The 1,755-nt window shown below is 40.2% G+C and carries 2 protein-coding genes; both read right to left on the minus strand.

Annotated features, from left to right (window positions below; genetic code table 11):
• A partial coding sequence (locus tag ABF638_RS37850) for a leucine-rich repeat domain-containing protein (RefSeq protein ID WP_435027865.1) occupies positions 1-241 on the minus strand: 241 nt, incomplete at its 3' end.
• Positions 242-953: 712 nt separating this feature from the next.
• Positions 954-1,577 carry a Uma2 family endonuclease gene (locus tag ABF638_RS37855; protein ID WP_435027866.1) on the minus strand — a complete coding sequence of 208 codons (624 nt, stop codon included), beginning with the start codon at positions 1,575-1,577 and terminating at the stop codon, positions 954-956.
• Positions 1,578-1,755: the final 178 nt, after the last annotated feature.

Below are 1,755 nucleotides of genomic sequence, written 5' to 3' on the forward strand. Positions count from 1 at the left end.
TGCCCTTTAAATCCAGGTAAGTGAGTTGTGGCAGGCGGGCGATCGCTTCTGGCAGCGTTGTTAATTGGTTGTGGCTTAAATTTAAAACCTCCAACCATTCCAGTTCAAAAACCTCAGCAGGAATCTCTGTTAATTTTTCCTTAGCATCAGTATTCCAATCATTGCTTAAATCTAATTCTTTAATCTGTTTATTTTTCGCTTCTCGGATTTTTTTAAGGAAACGTTGAGGCGTGTTTGCCATACTGAGGTTCACCTGTTAACGAAAGTTATATGTAATGCACCTGATTCGCTGGACAATTTCGCAACCACTAATATTTTGCACTAATCCCAACAACCGCCACAGGTTAGAAACCTCTGGCTGATAGCGAAAGTCCTCTGAAGAGGGCTAAATTCTTTCCATACTTGGGTTTTAGTCCACATTGAGTGGACTTTCGCTATGAGAAAGGAAATTCGAGTTCCAGGCAAAGGTGGGTGTTAATTAAGAATGCTGCAAGATATCAAAGCAATTTACTATTCTGTGTTTTACTACACGAGTGCTAATAATTTTTACTGAATCTAAAAAGAATTTATCATTACCAATGGTTCAGATTGGCTTGTCAACGAGTCTTTGATACTCATTAATGAGGCTCGGAACTCCGTTAATGAGTCTTTGATACTCGCCGATGAGTCTTTGATACTCGTGGACGAATCTTCGATACTCGTGGACGAGTCTTTGATACTCGTGAATGAGTCTTTGATACTCGCCGATGAGTCTTTAATACTCGTGAATGAGTCTTTGATACTCGTGGACGAGTCTTTGATACTCGCGGATGAGTCTTTGATACTCGCGGATGAGTCTTTGATACTCGCGGATGAGTCTTTGATACTCGTGGACGAGCCTTTAATACTCGCCGAAGAGTCTTTGATACTCGTGGACGAGTCTTTGATGGTTCTTTTACTTCTTTACCTGTTTTTTACGCGACTTCTCCAGCCCGGAAAATCTGTTCAGCAGTTAAATTCAACTCTGGGAACGCTAGCGACTGAATGCGATCGCTTCCCCTAAATTGCTTAACCTGATACTCACCTTCAATTAATTGGTAAATAGAAATAGTTGGTTGTTTAGGATTGCCGATAAAGCGCCTACCACCTAAACCTAGATAATCTACAATCCAATATTCAGGTATTCCAACCTCTTCGTATTTACCTGCTTTAGTAAAATAGTCATCTCGCCAGTTGGTACTTACCACCTCAATTACTAAAGGAATTGATGCCACTTGGCTTACAGTAGATTCTTTTTTCCACAGAGGTTCATTTACTAAGTTAGAGTTATTCAACAACAGTACATCTGGTGAGTAAGCTGCTTCGCTCTGAGTCGGTTTAATAAATGCTGTTTTGGGGATGAAATAAGGTAGTTTTAAACGTTTGTATTCTGTAACTATTTCCCCAACTAAAAATCCAACAATCTGTTCATGTTCACCTGTGGGAGGAGCCATTTCTACAATTACTCCGTCATGCAGTTCATAGCGTCGTTGTGAGTTTTCTGGATACCAGGCGATAAATTCATCAAATGTTACTTTTTTGGTTAAGGCTTGAGTCATACTTTGCCTCTTTGCTTTATGTCAAATTTGACTCCTTTCCAAACTTCTCCCCGACACAGGAAAGGGTTTTTTCTCGTTCTCAAGTTCTGCCAGGAATGCAGTACTTTAAGGCTTCTGTATTTTACGCGATGTGCGACTTATTGTTTCGTTACACAAGTCGGGTGTATGAACGATTGAA

It is taken from the genome of Nostoc sp. CALU 1950, assembly GCF_051172895.1.
Taxonomy (GTDB): domain Bacteria; phylum Cyanobacteriota; class Cyanobacteriia; order Cyanobacteriales; family Nostocaceae; genus Nostoc; species Nostoc edaphicum_A.